Annotated in this window: 20 protein-coding genes; 6 read left to right on the forward strand and 14 right to left on the reverse strand. The window is 61.2% G+C overall.

The window, feature by feature from the left end:
- Nucleotides 1-3 precede the first annotated feature (3 nt).
- From G9X67_RS30190 to G9X67_RS30200, 3 genes are all read right to left on the reverse strand, one after another.
- A complete protein-coding gene (locus G9X67_RS30190) occupies nt 4-750 on the reverse strand; it encodes an ABC transporter permease (RefSeq protein ID WP_246413306.1) in 747 nt (248 codons plus the stop codon).
- 91 nt (nt 751-841) lie between these two features.
- On the reverse strand, nt 842-1,750 hold the full coding sequence (locus G9X67_RS30195; RefSeq protein WP_138388597.1) for an ABC transporter permease: 909 nt from the start codon (nt 1,748-1,750) through the stop codon (nt 842-844).
- Between the two features lies 1 nt (nt 1,751).
- The gene (locus tag G9X67_RS30200) at nt 1,752-2,861 is read right to left on the reverse strand and encodes an ABC transporter ATP-binding protein (RefSeq protein ID WP_171600345.1); all 1,110 of its coding nucleotides are present in this window, start codon (nt 2,859-2,861) and stop codon (nt 1,752-1,754) included.
- Nucleotides 2,862-3,095: 234 nt separating this feature from the next.
- On the opposite strand from G9X67_RS30200, the gene G9X67_RS30205 reads away from it, so the two are divergent.
- The 5 genes from G9X67_RS30205 (at nt 3,096) to G9X67_RS30225 (ending at nt 8,455) form a co-directional block, all read left to right on the forward strand.
- On the forward strand, nt 3,096-3,794 hold the full coding sequence (locus G9X67_RS30205) for a GntR family transcriptional regulator (RefSeq protein WP_138388599.1): 699 nt from the start codon (nt 3,096-3,098) through the stop codon (nt 3,792-3,794).
- Between the two features lie 107 nt (nt 3,795-3,901).
- Complete coding sequence (locus G9X67_RS30210) at nt 3,902-5,263, forward strand: aspartate aminotransferase family protein (RefSeq protein WP_138388600.1); 1,362 nt, start codon at nt 3,902-3,904, stop codon at nt 5,261-5,263.
- Between the two features lie 2 nt (nt 5,264-5,265).
- Entirely contained in the window at nt 5,266-6,975 is a 1,710-nt protein-coding gene (locus G9X67_RS30215; protein WP_138388601.1) for an acetolactate synthase catalytic subunit, read from the forward strand.
- Nucleotides 6,972-7,748 (forward strand): 3-oxoacyl-ACP reductase FabG, encoded by a 777-nt coding sequence (fabG, locus tag G9X67_RS30220; RefSeq protein WP_138334866.1) that lies wholly within the window; start codon nt 6,972-6,974, stop codon nt 7,746-7,748. The genes G9X67_RS30215 and fabG overlap by 4 nt, the downstream gene beginning before the upstream one ends.
- A 38-nt stretch (nt 7,749-7,786) precedes the next feature.
- Nucleotides 7,787-8,455: a response regulator transcription factor gene (locus tag G9X67_RS30225; protein ID WP_138388602.1), complete on the forward strand. Its 669-nt coding sequence runs from the start codon at nt 7,787-7,789 to the stop codon at nt 8,453-8,455.
- Between the two features lie 255 nt (nt 8,456-8,710).
- Here the strand turns inward: G9X67_RS30225 and G9X67_RS30230 are convergent, their stop codons facing one another.
- The 4 genes from G9X67_RS30230 to G9X67_RS30245 all read right to left on the reverse strand — a co-directional run bounded on the left by G9X67_RS30230 (nt 8,711) and on the right by G9X67_RS30245 (nt 10,819).
- Nucleotides 8,711-9,424, reverse strand: a complete 714-nt coding sequence (locus G9X67_RS30230; protein WP_138388603.1) for an RNA polymerase sigma factor — start codon at nt 9,422-9,424, stop codon at nt 8,711-8,713.
- A gap of 44 nt (nt 9,425-9,468) precedes the next feature.
- On the reverse strand, nt 9,469-9,789 hold the full coding sequence (locus G9X67_RS30235) for a cupredoxin family copper-binding protein (protein WP_138388604.1): 321 nt from the start codon (nt 9,787-9,789) through the stop codon (nt 9,469-9,471).
- Between the two features lie 9 nt (nt 9,790-9,798).
- Entirely contained in the window at nt 9,799-10,320 is a 522-nt protein-coding gene (locus G9X67_RS30240; protein WP_138388605.1) for a DUF4142 domain-containing protein, read from the reverse strand.
- Between the two features lie 151 nt (nt 10,321-10,471).
- Entirely contained in the window at nt 10,472-10,819 is a 348-nt protein-coding gene (locus tag G9X67_RS30245) for a DUF488 domain-containing protein (protein ID WP_138388606.1), read from the reverse strand.
- Nucleotides 10,820-11,067: 248 nt separating this feature from the next.
- Here G9X67_RS30245 and G9X67_RS30250 point away from each other — a divergent pair, with 248 nt between their 5' ends.
- Entirely contained in the window at nt 11,068-11,961 is an 894-nt protein-coding gene (locus G9X67_RS30250; protein ID WP_246413226.1) for a hypothetical protein, read from the forward strand.
- A gap of 127 nt (nt 11,962-12,088) precedes the next feature.
- On the opposite strand, the gene G9X67_RS30255 is transcribed toward G9X67_RS30250, so the two are convergent.
- The 7 genes from G9X67_RS30255 to G9X67_RS30285 are packed head-to-tail and all read right to left on the reverse strand — an operon-like array spanning nt 12,089 to nt 19,141.
- Complete coding sequence (locus G9X67_RS30255) at nt 12,089-13,534, reverse strand: aldehyde dehydrogenase (RefSeq protein ID WP_138388607.1); 1,446 nt, start codon at nt 13,532-13,534, stop codon at nt 12,089-12,091.
- Nucleotides 13,535-13,557: 23 nt separating this feature from the next.
- Nucleotides 13,558-14,343 carry a coniferyl-alcohol dehydrogenase gene (locus tag G9X67_RS30260; RefSeq protein WP_171600346.1) on the reverse strand — a complete coding sequence of 262 codons (786 nt, stop codon included), beginning with the start codon at nt 14,341-14,343 and terminating at the stop codon, nt 13,558-13,560.
- A 40-nt stretch (nt 14,344-14,383) separates the two neighbouring features.
- Nucleotides 14,384-15,433 carry a branched-chain amino acid ABC transporter permease gene (locus G9X67_RS30265; protein ID WP_138388609.1) on the reverse strand — a complete coding sequence of 350 codons (1,050 nt, stop codon included), beginning with the start codon at nt 15,431-15,433 and terminating at the stop codon, nt 14,384-14,386.
- A complete protein-coding gene (locus G9X67_RS30270; RefSeq protein WP_138388610.1) occupies nt 15,430-16,338 on the reverse strand; it encodes a branched-chain amino acid ABC transporter permease in 909 nt (302 codons plus the stop codon). The genes G9X67_RS30265 and G9X67_RS30270 overlap by 4 nt, the downstream gene beginning before the upstream one ends.
- The gene (locus G9X67_RS30275; RefSeq protein WP_171600347.1) at nt 16,335-17,063 is read right to left on the reverse strand and encodes an ABC transporter ATP-binding protein; all 729 of its coding nucleotides are present in this window, start codon (nt 17,061-17,063) and stop codon (nt 16,335-16,337) included. Before G9X67_RS30275 ends, G9X67_RS30270 begins: the two co-directional genes overlap by 4 nt.
- Nucleotides 17,060-17,815 carry an ABC transporter ATP-binding protein gene (locus tag G9X67_RS30280; protein ID WP_171600348.1) on the reverse strand — a complete coding sequence of 252 codons (756 nt, stop codon included), beginning with the start codon at nt 17,813-17,815 and terminating at the stop codon, nt 17,060-17,062. The genes G9X67_RS30275 and G9X67_RS30280 overlap by 4 nt, the downstream gene beginning before the upstream one ends.
- 6 nt (nt 17,816-17,821) lie before the next feature.
- Nucleotides 17,822-19,141 (reverse strand): ABC transporter substrate-binding protein, encoded by a 1,320-nt coding sequence (locus G9X67_RS30285; RefSeq protein WP_138388612.1) that lies wholly within the window; start codon nt 19,139-19,141, stop codon nt 17,822-17,824.
- Nucleotides 19,142-19,153: the final 12 nt, after the last annotated feature.

Below are 19,153 nucleotides of genomic sequence, written 5' to 3' on the forward strand. Positions count from 1 at the left end.
ACGTTAATCCTCCCCGCGGCGGGTAAGGAGATGAATGGCTCCCATAAGCAGCAGCGATACCGCGACGAGCAGCGTCGAAACTGCTGCTATGACCGGGGTGAGATTGAAATCGATGTCCTCGAACATCTTGCGACTGATCGTTTTTCCGCCGGTATCGGAAATGAAGAAGGCGACTGTCGCTTCATCGAATGACGCCAGAAACGCAAAGACCGAAGCTGCAGCCACCGCCGGCGCGATGTTAGGAAGCACAATGCTAAAAAAGGCGCGGCTTCGGCTTGCCCCGCAATTCAGTGCGGCGAGCTCCAGGGACGTGTCGAAGCGTTCCAGTGCTGCCGACACGGTGATGATCACGTAGGGAACAGCAAGCACGGTGTGCGCGATCAGGAAACCAGTGAAATTGCCCGTGAGGCTGAGCGGGGAAAAAACCAGATAAAGCGCAACGCCGAAAACAACATGGGGAACGATCATTGGCCCTAGCGACAATGCCTGCAGAAGGGTCTTTCCCGGCAGATCGCCGCGAACGAGCCCGATCGCGGCCAATGTACCGATGACCGTCGAAGCGATCGTCGTCGACAGCGCAATCTGCAGACTGAAGATCGTTGCTGCGCGCCAGTCCGGGTCGGCGAGAAAATCGATATACCAGCGAAGCGTCAGGCCCTTCGGCGGGAGCTCGATATAGTTGCTGTCGTTGAGCGAAATCGGGATGACGAGCAGCGTCGGCAACAACAGGAAGAACAGGATTGCTCCGATTAGGGAGCCTCCAAGGAGCCGCGAGGCTGCTTTGCCGTAAGGTCGATGGGTGCTTTTGACGCGAGAGGCGGCGAATGGGGGGGCTGCGGGCTCAATTGACACTGTTCATTCCTTTGCTGATGGAAAGCGCGCTGCGGAACACAAGGACAAAGAAAAGCGTCGTGGTTAGAAGGACGGTCGCGAGCGCTGCGGCAAATGGCCAGTCAAGCAGGACGGTGGTTTGCTGCCCGATCAGCGTTGCCATCATCAATGCTCCAGGCCCGCCGACGAGTGCCGGCGTGATATAAAAACCGATCGCCAGGATGAAGCACATGACGCATCCGGCAAAGATTCCGGGCAGGCTGAGCGGCAACGTCACGCTCAGGAACGCGCCAATCGTGCCGGCGCCGAGATTGCGGGCGGCTTGGGCGTAATCGGCAGGAATCGTGCGAACAGCGTTGTAGATCGGCAGGATCATGAAGGGCATAAGAACATGCGTCATCGCAAGGATGACCGCGCCTTCGGTGTAAATAAGCTTCAACGGACTGCTAATGAGGCCGCTCTCGATCAACAGACCGTTAGCGATGCCGTTTCGCTGCAGCAGCACGATCCAGGCGTAGGATCGCACTAGCACTGAGGTCCATAGCGGCACGAACACCGCTGCCGATACGATCAATGCAGTCTTGCCTTTGGAGCGGGCCATCAGAAAGGCAACCGGATAACCGAGCAGCAGGCTCGCCACGGTTACGATTGCACCCGTCTGCAACGTGCGAAGCAGGACTTCGATGTAGAGCGGCTCGGTGACGATCCGCTCGTAGTACTGCAGCGTGAATCCAGGTGCCATGACACTCAGAGAGACAAGCCGGCCGATTGGATAGATGAAGCTTCCCGCCAGTAAGAGCATCAACGGCGCAATAAGCAGGAACGTCAGCGCGTGCGAATACTGGCGCGCCGAGCGTGAGAAAAACCAGCTCGCTGGACGGGTTGGTGCAAGGGGTAGATTATCGACGGTCGTGGTCATTTCATGCCTCCGCAACCGCAAAGAGCCGGAGGCCGTCGCGTTCGGCGATGACATCCACGAGTGTCCCCATCGCAAAGGCCGTTCTATTTCCATCGGCAGGGATCTGCACCTGAATGATCTCTCCGCTTCCGAAATCGGCGCGAACGAGATGAAGGTCGAAGGCGCCGGAAAAGACCGACGTTTCGATCCGGCCGGGGAGGGCGTTCAGTCCCCCTGCGCCACGCGCTGCAAGGCCAAGGCGCTCAGGCCGTAGCGCGAGCCGAACGCGATCACCGATCTTTGCCGGACCCTCGAAGCCATAGGGAGCACCGGGCGTATCAATGACAACGTCGTCACCCAGTCTGATCGTCTGGCGGCTAGCGGTTTCACCCAGGAATTCTCCAGTCAAGAAGTTCATCTTGCCGATGAAATCGGCGACAAAGGCACTCTGCGGATTACAGTAAAGGTCCGCCGGGGTTCCGAGCTGCGCGAGTTGCCCCTTTGCCATAACGGCGATCCGGTCGGACATCGTCAACGCCTCCTCCTGATCGTGCGTCACGTAGATGACCGTCGCACCGAGGCGCCGCTGAAGCTGCTTGATCTCGATCTGCATAGATTCGCGCAGCTTCTTGTCCAGTGCCCCGAGTGGCTCGTCCATCAAGAGAACAGGCGGTTCGAACACGATTGCTCGCGCGACCGCCACCCGCTGCTGCTGGCCGCCGGAAAGTTCGTGGGGATAGCGCTTGGTATAGTCCGGGAGTTGGACGAGGTCGAGCGCGCGGCCAACCCGTTCTGCTCTGAGGTCCTTGCGGATGCCACGCATCTTCAGGGGGAAGGCGATGTTTTCGGAAACGGTCAGATGCGGGAACAAGGCATAACGCTGGAAGACCATCCCGATATTGCGGCGATCGGGCGATACGGCGGTGACATCGCGCCCGTCGATGATGATGCGTCCGGCAGACGGGCTTTCGAAACCGGCGATCATTGTCAGAAGCGTCGTCTTGCCCGATCCGGACGGACCGAGGATCGACAGGAATTCGCCTGCCGCAATATTCAGGGTCACTCCACCAACGGCAGTCTGGGTCCCGTAGGCTTTGCCTATACGATCGATGAAAACAGGCGCACCAATCAAAATGATATCTCCTCACTTGCGTGCTTTGACACGCGTTGAAACCTCCCGGCTCCGCTCGTGCGGCACCCAGGTGCTATGCCGGCAAGGCCGGCAGCTGTTCGGACATGGCCTCCCCGGCCAAGGCGTTGCTAATATTCGCGTTGACGTTATGCTGTCACATTACGATTTCGCTTTTCGCCTAATTCATTTTTGTTGCAACAAAAATGTGAAGATGTCAACGCGTGGAGGTCAATTTTGAACGAAAGTACAACTAAAGAGGAATCGTCGGGATCGGATTTGCAGTCTGGGCGACTCAGCGACTTCGCTTATTCATCCATTAAAGAGCAGCTCACGCGGGGTGCTTACAAGCCGGGCCACAAGTTGCCGATCCGTTCGGTCGCCGAAATGCTGAACGTCGGTGCCACGCCGGCACGCGAGGCGATCAACCGGCTGGTCTTCGAGGGCGCGCTCGTCATGGTGGGCCCTAAAACCGTCATCGTCCCGCATCTCGATCTTGCAGCGCTCTACGAAGTCACGCAGATGCGACTTGCGCTTGAAGGGTTGGCGACGGAAAAAGGCGCCCTTCGCGCCACGAATGATGTAGTCGACAAGCTATTGGCGCTGCAGGAGAAAATCACACTGTCGCTCGACGAAAGGCGTTACTCCGACGCTCTTCACGACAATAAGGAATTCCATTTTACGATCTATCGGTTGTGCAAGATGCCGCGCCTCCTTTCGACCATTGAGGCCCTGTGGTTAAGGGTAGGCGCCTCGTTCCACGACCTCTATCCTGAGTTTGCGGAAGCAAAATACGGTGTCCACAATCATTTGGCCGCGATAGAGGGGCTGGTGGATAAAGACCCATCCGCGGTCCGTGCCGCAATGGAAAACGATATTCGAGACGGCTACCGGCGTCTGAAGAAAGCCGCGCAGGAGCGTCTCAAGCTGCAATAGCGTCGGCAGCCGGATTTTTTTGTTGCAACTTCTTCGGGTTCATGATTTTTGTAATAACAAAATTATGAAGGGTTGCGCCGCGACCCGCGCTGGCCGGAGAAGATCGAATGTTTCACCCTAATGTCCTTCGCCACGGCCGGGGATATCCCCGGTCGAGGTCCGAACATTTCTTTAAAAAGGGGCGCCGCGTGTTTCCAACCGGGATCACGCGGGTCACCGTCGATCACGAGCCCAGCCCGCTCTACATTTCGCGCGGGGAGGGAGCTTATCTCATCGACGTCGACGGCAACCGCCTACTCGACCTAAACAATAATTTCACGACGCTGATACACGGCCATGGCTTTCTTCCAGTTGCCGACGCGGTCGCAGATCTGCTTCATCGCGGAACGTGTTTCTCCAACCCAACCGAGCACGAGATCACGCTGGCAGAGCTACTGATCGAGCGCATTCCGGCGATCGAACATATTCGCTTCGTCAACAGCGGGACCGAGGCTGTAATGTTTGCGATCAAGGCGGCCCGCGCTTTCACATGCCGGCCAGGCATCGCGCGGATCGAAGGCGCCTATCACGGCGCTTACGACTGGGCGGAAACGGGGCAGGCGGTGTCACCGGCTATATGGAACGACCCGTTGCGGTCGCCGGCCGTACCGGCCTATCGCGGAATGCCGCCTTCGGTAAGGGACGAGGTGACGGTTATCCGCTTCAATGACATCGCGGATCTGGAGCGCCGAATTGCTTCGGCTGCCCCTTCACTGGCTTGTATCCTGATCGATCCGATGCCGAGCCGCGCGGGGCTGATAGCGCCTGAGCCGAGCTTTCTTGCCGCTGTCGAGGCAATCGCGAAGAAATATGGGATTCTCATTGTTGCCGATGAGGTCCTCAATCTGCGGCAGTCACACGCGGGGGCGTCGGCCCGCTATGGTCTCCACCCCGATTTGGTCGCCGCCGGCAAAATCATCGGCGGAGGTTTTCCCATCGGGGCGGTCGGTGGGCGTAAGGACGTGATGCGGGTGTTCGCAAGCGACAGCGGAAAGCCGCTGCTGCCGCAAGGCGGCACGTTTTCGGCAAATCCCGTATCGATGGTTGCGGGCCGGGTCGCCATGGAGGCGATGACGGATGGCGCTTTCGCTGCACTCGAGAGCCTTGGCGATGGGATACGGGCTGGGCTTCGAAAGGAAATCGAGCGACAAGGCGCAGCCTTCAGCGTGACGGGGGCGGCATCCTTGTTTCGCATTCATCCGAAAGGAAAGCAGCCAACGGACTTCCGCGAGGCGTATCTCGCCCCCGAAGAGGCCGAGTTGATGGGCCGGCTCTCCAGGCATTTCCTCAATTGCGGCATCCTGCTTCCCAATGGCGCTGCGGCGTGCCTTTCGACGGCAATGACGACTGCTGACGGTGATGCGGTCGTCGCAGCCTTCGCAGACTTCCTTTCAATCCTCGAAGCAACTCCAACCGAAGCAGGCATGTGACCATGGCAACTGATCATACAACCGTCGCCGAGCGGATCGCTCTTTCCCTGAAAAGGCACAACGTCACCCATATCTTTGCTCAGAGCCTGCCTTCGGCGGTTATCCTTGCGGCCGAAGCAATCGGCATACGTCAAATCGCCTACCGACAGGAAAACATGGGAGGGACCATGGCCGATGGATATGCGCGGCTGTCCGGCAAGGTTGGCGTGGTAGCAGCGCAGAACGGACCCGCCGCAACGCTTCTCGTTCCGCCGCTGGCCGAAGCGCTGAAGGCTAGCGTTCCGGTCGTTGCTCTCGTCCAGGATGTCGAACGAGACCAGGCTGATCGCAATGCATTCCAGGAACTCGATCATCTCATCCTATTCCAATCCTGCACGAAGTGGGTGCGCAAGGTGCTGGTTGCGGAGCGGATCGACGACTATGTCGATGCTGCTTTCACAGCAGCCGCCTCGGGCCGGCCGGGACCGGCAGCTCTCCTGCTCCCCGCCGACCTCTTGCGGGAACAAATTGCCCCTTCGCTCTTTCGTCGTGAGGCTGTGCTTGGCCACTGGCCACTCGATCGGTTGCGTCCGCGCGATAGTGACATCGAGCGCGCAGCCTCGATGATCGCCGCAGCCCAGGCACCCATCGTCATCGCCGGAGGAGGCGTTCATGCAAGCCATGCCGCCGGCGAGCTTTCAGGGCTACAGGACGAAGCCTCGCTTCCCGTGCTGACGACCAATATGGGAAAAGGCGCGGTCGACGAATACCACCCGCTGTCAGCCGGCGTTCTCGGCGCTCTCGTTGGGCCGCGATCGCTCGGACGGCACACGCTTGCCCTTGTCGAAGAGGCCGATCTCGTCATTCTGGTCGGAACGCGAACCAACCAGAATGGCACTGACAGTTGGCGCCAAATCCCCCGGTCCGCATCAGTCATCCACATCGATGTCGATCCCACCGAAATCGGGCGCAACTACGAAGCGGTCAGATTGCCAGGCGATGCGGCCGAAACCATTAGCGCGTTGCGTAGCGCGCTGGCCCGAGGCGATCTCTCGTACCGCGCATCGCAGCGCGATAGGTTGACGGCCCGGATTGCTGGATTCTGGCGCTCGTTTGACATTGAGCGCCAGTCTGTTGCTCGTTCGGAGAAAAGTCCGATCCGTCCCGAGCGGGTTATGTCCGACCTGCAGCAAGTGTTGACGGCAGATACGACGGTTGTTTCCGATGCGAGCTATTCTTCGATGTGGATAGCCGGCCAACTGCGGGCCCTTTCCCCTGGTATGCGCTTCCTGTCGCCGCGGGGCCTTGCTGGACTCGGGTGGGGCTTGCCACTTGCGCTCGGCGCGAAAGCGGCAAAACCGGACAAACCAGTGGTTGCCATCGTAGGGGACGGCGGTTTCGCCCACAGCTGGGCGGAGCTGGAAACCATGGTTCGGAGCAAGCTTCCCGTACTCATCATCGTTTTGAACAACGGTATCCTCGGCTTCCAACGTGATGCTGAAGCTGTCAAGTTCGGCACCTTCACGACTGCCTGCAGCTTCGCAGATGTCGATCATCGGCGTATTGCCGAAGCTTGCGGCTGCCCGGCGGTCCGAATCTCCGATCCCGCGGATCTTCCTCGATATCTGGAGCGCGGGCTGGGTGAAGAAGGTCCCCTGCTGATCGAGGTAGTAACAGAGGCGGCCGCACATCCACCCCTTTCGCTATTTGCTGCAATGGATCAAGCGGCATGAGCCCTGGCGGCAATCCGCATGTTGCAGTCATCAGCGGTGGCACAACCGGGATCGGTCTTGCCACTGCGTTTCGTCTGCTCAGGGCCGGTCATCGGGTTGCCGTCTTCAGCCATGGTGAGGCAAGCGTCATAGCCGCGGGCGCCGCGCTCGCCGAGGGTTTTGGGCCAGAGCGCTCCATTGCGAGGAGGGTTGATCTCCGCGAAGCGGCGGCAATCAATTCCTTTTTCTGCGAAGTCGCCAGTGACCTGGGCGCGCCTGGGATCCTCGTCTGCAACGCGGGGATATCACCGAAAGGTCCCGACGGCCCTCGTCAGGTCGCCGACCTTCCCCTTGAAGAGTGGAACGACGTGCTCGCCGTCAACCTGACGGGGACGATGCTGTGTTGCCAGGCGGTTCTGCCTGCCATGAAGGAAATGAGTTATGGACGCCTTATATTCGTCGGTTCTCTTGCCGGCCGGACGAGACCACGGATCGCTGGCGCGGGCTATGCGACGTCTAAAGCCGCCCTTTCAGGATTGTCCCGCGTGCTGGTCTCTCAATATGGTCCCTATGGCATAACATCGAATGTCGTGGCGCCAGGTCGCATCCTGACGCCGCTGACAGGCTCCCCGCAAAGCAAGATCAACATTGACGCGCTCGCCCGTATTCCGGCCGGTCGGCTCGGTGTTCCAGACGACGTCGCCGCGGTGATCGCGTTCCTGGCATCGGAGGATGCCGGGTTCGTCAATGGAGCCATCATAGATGTCAACGGTGGCGAGTTCGCGCCGAGCTGAGCTCGCCGTTTCATCAGGTGAGAAAAAAGGCAATCGACATGGCTCCTGTCATTCTGGTCTGCTCGCAGAACGCCGAGTTCTATCTGCTCCTTGCGCACATTTTGCATGGCGAGGGCTTCAAGGCTCGCCTTGCCGCAAGTGACGACGATGTCGTGGACGCTTGCACATCAGTAGTGCTTTCCGCCGTCGTCTTGGATTGTGCAGGCTGGCAGAGTGATGTTGCGCCCCTATGTACGCTCTTGAAGGAATCAAGGCTTCCGGTGGCGGCACTTGTCGGCGAGGACACACGTGCCCAGCACCTGCAATTGATCAAGGCCGGGCTCGACGAAGGCATCACGCGCCCTTTGTCGCCTTCAAAGCTTCTCGCCTTTCTCCACGGTATAAACCCGCGGTCGGGGGCTTCGACTCTACCCAAGTTTGCTGGCGCCGCCGAGATTGTCTTCGGGCCGCATGCCGTCGTGGTTTCGGGCAAGAGAGTAGCGCTTGCGCCTATTGAGATGAGAATCCTTAGATTCCTATTGGACAGGCAGGGGCAGATCAGTACCCGCAAGCAACTCATCGAGGCCGTTTGGTCCGATCCCCACGCTGTAGAAAGGCGGACGGTCGACGTGCATATCGGCCGGCTGCGAAAAGCGTTTGCAGGGCTCCGCAATCTGAGGATTCGCACCGTCTATGGGGCGGGTTATGCTCTTGAATACCACGATTGACCTCCGCATATCTTAGCCTCTGACGGGCTACAGCGGCACAGGCGACTGGACCGCCTCCGGATCTAAAGGCGGGCTCCTAACGGATCAGCGATAAGAAGGAGCCGTCGGAATCGGCATGAATTTTTAGTGCGCCCCCCGGAAAGCTGCATCGACAACTTTCGTGCGTGACAGGCACCGAAGGAAGGTCCGGCGCCGCACTACAGTCCTGACCTGGTTGCGGATCTGGGACCTAGCTCCCGCTGATAGTGCGAGATGTCATGGCGTCTCTGGGCGAAGGGCAGCAATGACGCGATCGGCCATGAAAGCGCAACGGGCGCCATCGAAGGGGAGCAGCGCCGAGAATGCTCCGGAAAGCTGTTTTTCGATCGACTGGCGCATCATTTTCCGCGCCCGGTGCAGCCGGGTTTTGGCCGTTTCGGGTCTTATGCCGAGATAAGAGGCGGCCTCGTCCGTGCTCATGCCCTCGACATCCCGCAGCACGAAGACGGCGCGAAAATCGTCCGGCAGTTCGTCGACCGCATTTTCGAGAAGATGCCGCGCCTGGCTCCTGGACAGCTCGGTTTCCGGATCGGTTGCGGACAGGGAGGACGGAAACTGTAACACTTCGCCACCCGGCGCCATCGTCTGCACATCGATTTCCTCGAGTCCGATGGTGTTCTTTCGGCCCCGCACACGGCCGAGCGCCTCGTTGAGCGTAATGCGGGTCAGCCATGTCGAAAGTTGTGCCTCGCCCCGGAACGTCGCCAGATTGGTGAAGGCCTTGATATAGGCGGCGTGGACGACGTCTTCCGCCTCCGCATCATTGCGAATGATGGCGCGCGCCCTCCGGAACAGGCGCTGATTGTGACGCTGAACGATGGCGCGGATGGCGAACTCGTCGCCCATCCTCGCCAAGGGCACGAGTTCGGCGTCGGACAGTATCGACATCTGCTGCCGGTGTCGCGCGGCCGGAACCGGAATGGCTGCCATGGGAATGCTCCGTCTGCCTGCCCGTCTTTCGATTGGAGCCCGCCCTACGGCCGGACATCCAGTTTGCCCGTCATGGCGGGATGGAAGCGACAATAAAAATCGACCGCTCCCGTATGGGTGACAGTCATACGGCCTTCCGATTTCGGCGGCAGGTCGATATCGAAGCTCTTGTCGCGAGCGGTTGCCGTGTGCCTGAATATATCATCGTTTCGCCAGACGATCACATCGCCGACATGCAGCTCGGGAGGCGGCGAGCCGAATTTCATGCCCGCGATGGTGATCTGATAGTCCGCCGCCGAGGCAACCCCGCTGCCTACCCAAAGCAGTGTATAGAGCAGCGGGAGCGATTTCATTAGCCAGCGCATTCCTCAAGCCTATTTGATCATGGAAACCAGATGCTCGGCATCCATCTGATGCTCCTTGAACAGGGTCAGGCCCGTTTCCAGCAGCGACTTGAGCTCTTTATTCTCAGCCGACGGGATCAAGGTGTTGGCAAGCGCGTCGTTGACCGACTTGTGATAGGCGACTTCGTTTTCGACATAGGCCTTGTCGAAAGCCGCGCCGTCGAGCGCCTCCAGCGTCGTCAGTTCCTTAGCTGCCTGTGTCGACAAGGATTGGCTGACGGGGTTGTCTTCGGGCGTCACCTTCAGCTTCTTGACGAGGGCGAGCGCTTGGTCGTTGACGGCCTTGTGGTCGCGCTCCATGGTCTTGGCGAATTCGGTGACGTCGGCATTCTTGCTCTTCTTCAACGCTTGCTCTGCCGCGGTGACATCGATCTGCCCTGCCGTATAGGCGATGTGGGCGATCTGAGGATCGGTCGGCTTGGCATCGGCGGCGATCGAAGCCGTGCCCAGTGAGGCCGCCATCAGTGTGGCGCCGAGAATTCGTTTCAACATGATCTGTCTCCTTGTGTCGTGACCGAATGTCTTCCGGCAGCAACGGCGGTGCGCCTTCGGAAGCGAACATTGGATGCGGGTTTGTCGAAAAGGTTCCCGGAAATTTCGGACACGGAGAGGCAGCGTGTCATCGGCGTCGGCCACCGACGCGTCAGTCTTTGCCGAGGAAGCGCTGAAGCATGATGGCGTGATTGTGGTGCAGGTCTTTCGCAGCGTAGAGAAGTGTCGCGTCCGCTTGTCCGATCTGGCGTTTCAGCTCCTCGACGGCGGACGGGTTCTTTTCCAGCTCGTCCCGATACCGGCGCTGGAACTCGGCCCATTTGGCGGGATCGTGGCCAAACCAACGGCGCAGCGTCGGGCTTGGTGCGATATCCTGCAACCAGATATCGACTGCTGCATCCTGCTTGCTCAACCCGCGCGGCCATAGCCGGTCGACCAGGATGCGCATGCCGTCTTTGTCGTCTTTCGGCTCGTAGATTCGTTTGATGTGCAAGGCCATTTGTGCACCCGCCATAAGTTCGAAAGCCATTCTCGGCCGATACGCGTTACAAGGTTTTGGTTCCAGGCTGGAGCCCGAGGAGCAGCTCGATCTGGTGCGTGGCACAGGCAGCCATCGCACTCAACTTAGGAATATAGTTGTCGGTTGGCCACAGATGAACGCTTCCGATTGCCGCAGCATTGTCGCGGCCAACTGATGTTGCTCGGTCCTCGGTCGCTGATATCTTTCGATTCTCCCAATATTGCCAAATGTCACGTTTCGAATATGCCTGTGGCTTTGTGGAGGGATTTGTATTGACGCAGCTTTCGAACGCCCGCGCTTCATTCTTCGAACTGATCGTTCTGATCGGGCTCTGCGTTCCTGTCAGCGCTCAAGCGGCATCGGCGGGCCAGGCCGAATGCGCCGGCCGCTCCTTAGACATCATCCGTCTTGCCTATCCCGGTGCCACCAACGCCGATGACGCTTTTCGGCTCGCGGGCTCAACCATCACATTGCCGACAGGCGACAATGTCGACGGCGATCCGCGTCGGGTGATTTGCCGGATTTGGCCAGCTCACCCGCAACTGACCCTTGTGGCTGTCCCATTGATGACGGAGCAGTCGGATTCGGAAAACGAGGGTGACATCGAACTGCTCGTGGTAGACAGCACCAATCTTCATGTAAAGCAGCGTCTGCGTCTTCAGGGACTTATGTCAGACGATGCCATTCATGTAGAAAGCGTCGCCTTCGATACTGCGCGTTATCAACTCGCTCCTGGGAAAACGGCTTTTGGATTGCGTGTTACGCTGGAAGGTAGTTCGCGCGCCAATCCGTTCGGCGAAACGACCTTATGGCTCTTCTCAGTCGACGGTGATGGGCTGAAGCCGATTCTCGACAATATTGTCGTCAGTGAAAATCACGGAGAATGGGATACCGCCTGTGCCGGTGAGTTCGATGAAATCACGCGCACGCTTTCAATCGGTTCACCAGCAAAAGGCGTGTTCGCCGATATAGTCGTAACCGAAAAAACGACCACTTCCGTCGCCACGGTCGGAAAGGATGGTGACTGCCAGAGCGAAGACAAAACGACGATTGGCAAACACCGGCTGCGTTACGACGGATCCAAATATGCCGTTCCCAAAGATCTGAAGCGGGATGAGTAAGAGGATGTTGGTCCAGGCCGGGTGATGGCCGCAATGACCGCGCTACAACTGCGATAGAGCGCCGCGTGTCCGACAGGACACTCTATCGCTTGGAATTGGCGCGATCTGCCCTTCGCCGCTGTCGACGTCAGAAAGGATAGTGCTGGGCGGAATCCTCTACCGTGATCCAGCGCAGGTCGGTGAATTCGGCGATCGCCGCCTTGCCGCCGAAGCGGCCATAGCCGCTGCCCTTGACGCCGCCGAAGGGCATTTGCGCCTCGTCGTTCACCGTCGGGCCATTGATGTGGCAGATGCCGGCTTCGATCCGCGCCGCAACCGCCATTGCCCGCTGGACATTACGGCTGAAGACGGCGGAGGACAGGCCGTATTCGGTGTCGTTGGCGATGCGGATGGCTTCTTCCTCGCCGGAGACGCGAATGATCGGTTTGACCGGACCGAAGGATTCTTCCGCATAGACGCGCATCTCGGGCGTGACATGATCGAGCAGCGTCGCCTCGACCACGGTGCCCGAGCGCTTGCCGCCGGCCACGAGCTTTGCACCCTTGGCCGTCGCATCGGCGATCAGCTCATCCATTTTCTTCGCCGCGTCGAGGCTGATCAGCGAGCCGAGAACGACATGGCCACGCGGATCGCCGGCCGGAAGCTGACTGGCCCGGGTGGCCAGTTTGGCGACGAACTGATCGGCGATCGCCTCGTCGACGATGATGCGTTCCGTCGACATGCAGATCTGGCCCTGGTTCATGAAGGCGCCGAAAATGGCGGCATTGACGGCACCGTCGATATCGGCATCGTCGAGGATAACGAGCGGCGCCTTGCCGCCGAGTTCGAGAAGGGCGGGCTTGAGATGTCTGCCGCAGGTCTCGGCGATGATCTTGCCGACCTTGGTCGACCCGGTGAAGTTCACGCGCTTGACGGCCGGATGGGCAATCAGCGCCGCGACGATCTCAGGCGCATCCTCCGGCGCGTTGGTGATGACATTGACGACGCCGGCGGGCAGGCCGGCTTCGGTCAGCGCGGTGGCGATCAGCCGGTGCGTGCCGGGGCATTGTTCGGATGCCTTGAGGACGACGGTATTGCCGCAGGCGATCGGCATGGCGATGGCGCGGGTGGCGAGGATGACCGGCGCGTTCCAGGGGGCAATCGCCAGGCAGACGCCGGCAGCCTGGCGAACACCCATGGCGAGCGTGCCGGGCTTGTCGGAAGGGATGATTTCGCCTGATATCTGCGTCGTCATGGCGCCGGCCTCGCGCAGGATGTTGGCGGCGAACATGACATTGAAGCCGGCCCAGGGAGCGGTGGCGCCCGTTTCCTCGATCATCAACTGGGTAAATTCGCCCACCTTGGAATCCATGATATCGGCGGCCTTCATCAGGATGGCGCGGCGCTGGCCGGGGCCGGTCTTCGACCAGGCGCCGAAGGCTGCGGCGGCGGCATTAACGGCCGCGGCAGCATCGTCCAAGCTTGCCGCGGCGGCGCGGCTTGCGAGCTTTTCGGTGAAGGGATCGATGCGATCATAGGTCCGGCCGCCGGAGGCCGCGCGGTCTGCGCCGTTGATGAGGAGGGAAATATTCATCGGAGGTCTCCTTGGGACAAGAACTAGAAGCCGAGGACTTCGGCGTTGATGGAAGCTTCGAGGCCGCCGTCGACGGCAAGATTGGCGCCGTTGATCCAGCGTGCGCCATCCGAGCAGAGGAAGAGCACGGCGGGGGCGATATCGGCGGAGGTGCCGGCCCGGCCGACGCGGGTGATGTCGCTGTCGACCCTGGCGTCGCCGAGCACGGCGCGGAACTGCTTGAGGATCGGCGTTTCCACCGGCCCGGGGCTGACCGCATTGACCCGGATGCCGCGGTTTTTGAACAATGCCTGATGGGCGGCGCGCATGGTCCAGAGCAGCAGCAGTTCCTTGGAGAGCGGATAGCCTTCTTCGTCCTTGAGGCCGTGTTCGGCCACAACCGCCGCCACCTCGGGAAAGCCTTCAATGGCGGCCAAGGACTTTGCCCGCTCGAGATTGGCGCGCCAGCCATAGCCGGCAATCGAGGCGACGTTGACGACGGCGCCGCCTTCACGGAGACGGGGCGCCACGGCTTCCGACAGGGCGCGAAGGCCGTAGAAATTCACGGCGAGCGTCGAGAAGACGCCTGTGCTGCCGGAAAGGCCGGCGACATTGGCGAGCGCGTCGAGGCGCACTGGAAGCTGCGCGACGATCTCGGCAATGCCTGATGGGGTCGAGAGATCACCCTTGATGAAGGCGGCACTTCCACTCACCGGCTCGCGCACATCGACGCCGATGACCTCGGCGCCCATCTGGCCGGCCAGTTCCGCCGTGCGGGCGCCGATGCCTGAAGCCACGCCGGTCACCAGGATTGTTTTACCAAAAAGCATGAACGTCACCTTTCGCAAGAGAATCCGGAATTAAGCCGGCTCATTCTTCCCATTTGATTTTATGCGGACCGGGCAATTTCAGCCGGTAGCCGACCGGCAGAAGTTGAAAATCGTAGCGGCGCTCGATTTCGCCCCACAGGCCGCGCGGCAGGTAGAGCGAGAAAATCACGGCGGTGGCGCCGAGGCCGATCAGGTACCAGACGCCGGCTCCGCCGAAGAAGGTTTCGATCACGAAGAACAGGATGGCGCCGAGGATCGCGCCTTCGAACTTGCCGATCCCGCCGACCAGCACCATGAAGATCATGTAGGCCGTCCACTGGACGCTGAAATAGGTCTTCGGCTGGAAGGTGGTGGCGGTCGCCAGCCACAGGCCTCCGGCGACCGCGATGCCGAAGGCGGCGAGCACGAAGAGCAGCCGCTTGGTGGCGATCACGCGCACGCCGACCGAGGTTGCCGCCTCCTCATTGTCGCGGATTGCCTGCATGGCAGCGCCCGCGCGGCTGCGCATCAGGATGAAGAGAGCGCCGAGCAGGGCGGCCATGGCCGTCAAGGCGAGCCAGTAGATCGTCGCTCGCCGCGTGCCGCTGTCATAGACGTTGAGCGAGATCAGTGAAGTTCCCGTTTCCCCCTGGATCAGGCCGTCGAGGTTGACGAGCAGGTGGGCGAGTGTGGCGACGACCCACATGCCGATCGCGAACTCGCCGCCCTTCAGCCGCAGCATGAACAGCGAAAGCGGGATCGACAGCGCGCCGGTCACGACCGCGGCGGCAAACAGCGAGACGAAGGGATTGAGCCCCGCATCGGCAAGCCGGATGGTGAAATAGGCGCCGAGGCCGAAGAACACCTGCTGGCCGACCGAGACCAGCCCGCCGAACCCGGCCAGCGCATTCCACATGGCGGCAAGGATCACGTAGATGAACAGAGCCGTCAGCCGGTCGATCGCGCCGGCGCCGAGCACGGCTGGGGCAAACATCAGCAGGGCAAGCACCGCGGCCATGCAGCCAAGCGCCACCCGCGACGATTTCGTCCAGCGCTCTATCGATATTCCGTTGGAGGCGAAGGTCGTGCTGGGGGTCGCGTTGGGGCTCATGTCGGGCTCCGGAGACGGGCGCGCAGGGAGGCGCCAAGTTTGTCGAGAACCGGCATGCCGAACCGGGACAGCCGAATGAAAAGCACCAGCAGGAACACCGCATGGCCGCCGATCAGGAAGCCTTGCGGATGCAATTGCGCGCCGAGCGATTGGGCAAGACCGAGAACGATGCCGCCGGCAAGTGTGCCCCATAGCGAACCTGCGCCGCCGATGACGGCCGCCTCGAAGGCGAAGAGAAGCTGTGGGCCGCCGGCATAGGGGCTGAAGGTTGCCCGCATCCCGAGAAAAGCACCGGCGATGCCGACCGTGACCATGGTGATCGCGGTGGCGACGGCGTTGACTCTGCGGGCGTCGATGCCGACCAGCCCTGCCGTATCGGGATCCTCCGCCGTGGCGCGGATCGCGCGACCCAGCGCAAATCGGCTCAGGAAGAACTGCAACCCGCCGAGAATAAGGACTGCCGTCACCATCATCAGGACGGCCAGCTTGCCGACGAAGATGTGGCCCGGCAGTTGCCAGGAAGCATAGGACAGGTTGCCGATGAAGGGCGCGAGCGACCTTGTGTCGGCGCCGAACTGCTCGAACAGCAGGTTGTCGATGACGATCGACAGGCCGAAGGTCGTGAGAATCGGCAGGAGCGTGCCGCCGCGGGCGCTGCGCTCCAGAATGAAGCGCTGCAACAGCCAGCCGGCCGCCGCCATGACCGGCAGCACGATCAGCAGACCGGCGAAGGGTGGAATGCCGGCTTTGGCGGCGAGCAGCCACAACCCGTAGGCGGCTGCGACCGCCAGGCTGCCATGCGCGAGATTGATGATCCGCATGACCGAGAACATGAAGGACAGGCCGCAGGCGATAACGGCGTAGTAGCCGCCGAGCAGAATGCCCTGGAGCAGGGTGTTGATCACGATGCGCTCCTTTCGCCGGCTGCCCGGTGCAATCCGAAATAGGCTTGGGTGACATGTTCGCGCGTGACGGCGGCCGCCGGCCTGTCGAGGGCGATGCGTCCCTCGAGCATGCAGATGACGCGGCTTGCCACGCTCATGGCGCGGGCGAGATCTTGTTCGACGAGCACGATGGTCGTCCCCGACGTGAGCAAGGTCTCCAACTGAGCGTAGACGCGATCGACGACCAGAGGCGAAAGCCCGAGTGAGACCTCGTCCAGGAGAAGAATATCGGGATTGCTCATCAGCGCCCGGCCGATGGCGGTCGCCTGCTGTTCCCCGCCCGAGAGGTGTCCCGTTTTGGCGTGACGGCGGGGTTTCAGGTTGGGAAAGGCGTCGAGGACGCGATCGATGCTCCACTCGCCCTTGCGGCCGGAGCTCTTTCCGAGAAGCAGGTTCTCTTCCACCGTCATCTGCGAAAACAGGCGCCGGCCTTCCGGTACCAGGGCGATGCCCTTGGCGATCCGCTTGTGGGACGGGACGGCGGCCAGATCTTCGTCGTTGAGAAGGACGCGGCCGGATGATGGCAGATGGGCGCCGGCGATCGATCTGAGCAGCGTCGTCTTGCCGGCGCCATTTGCGCCGACCAGCGCCAGTACCTCGCCCTTGGCAAGATCGAAACTGACACCGCGCACCGCCTGGAGCAGGCCATGGCGGACGTCGAGGTCGCGGATGGAAAGAAGGCTCATGCGGGTGTCCCTCCGAGATAGGCCTTGACCACCTCCGCATTGCTCATGACCATTTTCGGTTCGCCATCGGCGATGATCCTGCCGGCGTCCATGCAGATCAGCCGCTCCGCCACCTGCAGGAGGATATGAACGATATGCTCGATCCAGACGATGCCGATGCCGCGGTTGCGCAATTCGAGGATGGTTTCCACCAGTTCGCTGGCCTCGCCATCGGTCAGGCCGCCGCCGATCTCGTCGAGCAGCATCAGCCTCGGCTGCGTGGCAAGCGCACGGGCAAGCTCCAGGCGTTTGCGGTCCAGCAGGCCAAGCGTGTCGGCAGGGCGGTTGGCGACGCCAAGCATGCCGCAGAGCGAAAGCGAATCCACCACGCGCTCATAGGCCTCGTCGCGGCTTGCGGCATTACCGTGAGATGCGGCGACGAAGACATTTTCGAAGGTCGTCATGCCGCCGAAGGGCTTGGGAATCTGATGGGTCCGGACGAGCCCGGAGCGGCAGCGCTCCGCCGCCGTCCGGCGCGTGACGTCGACGCCGTCGAAGGTGATGCTTCCCTCATTCGGCGGGAAGGCGCCGGCGAGCACGCTGAGCAGGGTTGTCTTGCCGGCGCCGTTCGGCCCGACAATGCCGATCGCCTCGCCATCCCCCATGGAAAAGTCCAGATTCTCCAGCACCACCAGCGCGCCGAACCGCTTGTGGATTCCCTTGGCCGAGAGAAAGGCTCCCCCCGGCCGTCTTTGAGCTTCCCGCTGCAGCACTGTTCGTTATCCGTTATAGGCGGTGAGCTTGGCGCCGACCGGGACATTGGGGTCGGTGGCGTTTTCGGTGACGACATAGTCGAGCGCGAATTTCGAGCCCTCCGGCGCTTTCACCCATTGCGTGCCGATGATCGGTCCGGGGGAGACGTTGGCGACCGGGCCGCTGGTGAAGTCGACCTTGCCGGCGATCGTGGTGGTCTTAAGCGTGCTGATCGCCTTGGCGACGGCCTCCTTGCTCTTGACGTCGGCGCTGGCCTTCAGCGCATCGAAGCCGGCGTCGAGAAGCGCAAGGCTGGCGCCGAGCTGCTGCGTCCACTGCTTGCCGCTTGCCGTTTCATAACCGTCGGCGAGTTCGGTTCCCGATACGCCTGTCAGCGTGGATTTGTAGGGGAAGGCCTTGTGCCAGTAGGCGGCGCTGCCGATGTTCAGGCCGAGATCGCCAAGCGCCTCGATGTCGGAGGGAAACAGACCCGTCTTGGCGATCTGGCAGATCTTGATCTGCTGGGTGAGGCCCTGCTGTGCAGCCTGACGCCAGAAGGCGGCGAAGTCGGGCGGTATCGGGAACGAATTGAAGATCTCCACGCCCTCCTGCCTGAAGAGAGCGATCTGCGCGGTAAAGTCGGTGGTTCCGGTTTCATAGGCGCCGGGATCGACGATGGTGAATCCCTCCTTGGCGAGCGCCGGCGCCAGATGGGTGCGGATCGCATTGCCGTCGGCGTCGTTGGGATACATGACGCCGACCTTCTTGTTGGTCTCGATCAGGTTCCACTGCGAAACATAGGCCTTGTGGAACTCTTCGACGCCGAAGCCGAAATGATAGGTCCACTTGAACGGCGAAGGCGCACCGGGCTTGGCGCCGCGGCCGAAATACCAGGCTTCCCAGGGCATGACTGTCGAGAGGCAGGGAATGCCGGCTGCTTCGCAGGCGTCGGCCACCGGATTGATGGTTTCGGGTGTCGAGACGGCAAGCATCAGGTCGATCGCCTGGTTGTTGATCAGCTCCTTCGCCAACTGGCCGGCGCGCGAGGGATCGGACTGGGTGTCCTGGTCGAGAATCTCCACCTTCCAGGTCTTGCCGCCGGCCTGCAGGCCGTTCGCCAGCGCCTTGCGCGCCAGTTCGAGCACATAACCGTCCGTCTCGCCGAAGCCGCCGAGAGGGCCTGTGCGCGGGCTGATGAAGCCGACCTTCAGCGTATCGCTGCTTTGAGCAAAGGCCGTGCGGCGCGAAAGCGCCAGCGCCGCACCGCCCGCCACCGTCGATGCGATGAAAGAGCGGCGGCTCAGCGATGCCGCGTTGAATTTGCCGTTGCGGAAAATGTCGTTCATGAAATCATTCCT

Origin of the sequence: Rhizobium sp. WYCCWR 11152, assembly GCF_013087615.1 — a bacterium.
In the GTDB taxonomy this organism is placed as follows: domain Bacteria; phylum Pseudomonadota; class Alphaproteobacteria; order Rhizobiales; family Rhizobiaceae; genus Rhizobium; species Rhizobium indicum.